Raw genomic sequence first — 254 nt, 5'->3', positions numbered from 1 at the left:
TTAAAAGAGCAGGGTCGCTTGGCCATGTTAACTGCGCTTATTTGTATCTTGATCTATGTTGCATTTCGCTTTGAATGGCGCTTTCGTCTGGGTGAGGTAGGTGCACTATTACAATATGTTATTTTTACTGTATGTTTGTTTTCTGTATTAGGTTTAGTGTTTTTTTTATCTATATTAGCGGGAATGCTTGCGGTAATTGGTTTTTCAAATAAAGATACTATTGTTGTATCGTACCGTATTCGTGAAAACTTCCG

At 36.2% G+C, this 254-nt stretch carries 1 pseudogene; it reads left to right on the top strand.

Annotation, left to right across the window (positions count from 1 at the left end):
* Positions 1-254 (top strand): annotated as a pseudogene (locus tag CWB66_RS21760) (protein translocase subunit SecF); the annotation flags it as partial.

This window comes from Pseudoalteromonas sp. S558, assembly GCF_005886635.1.
Taxonomy (GTDB): Bacteria; Pseudomonadota; Gammaproteobacteria; order Enterobacterales; family Alteromonadaceae; genus Pseudoalteromonas; species Pseudoalteromonas aliena.
Note: the sequence above shows the minus strand (reverse complement) of the source record. Positions and strands in the feature narration are given on the sequence as shown.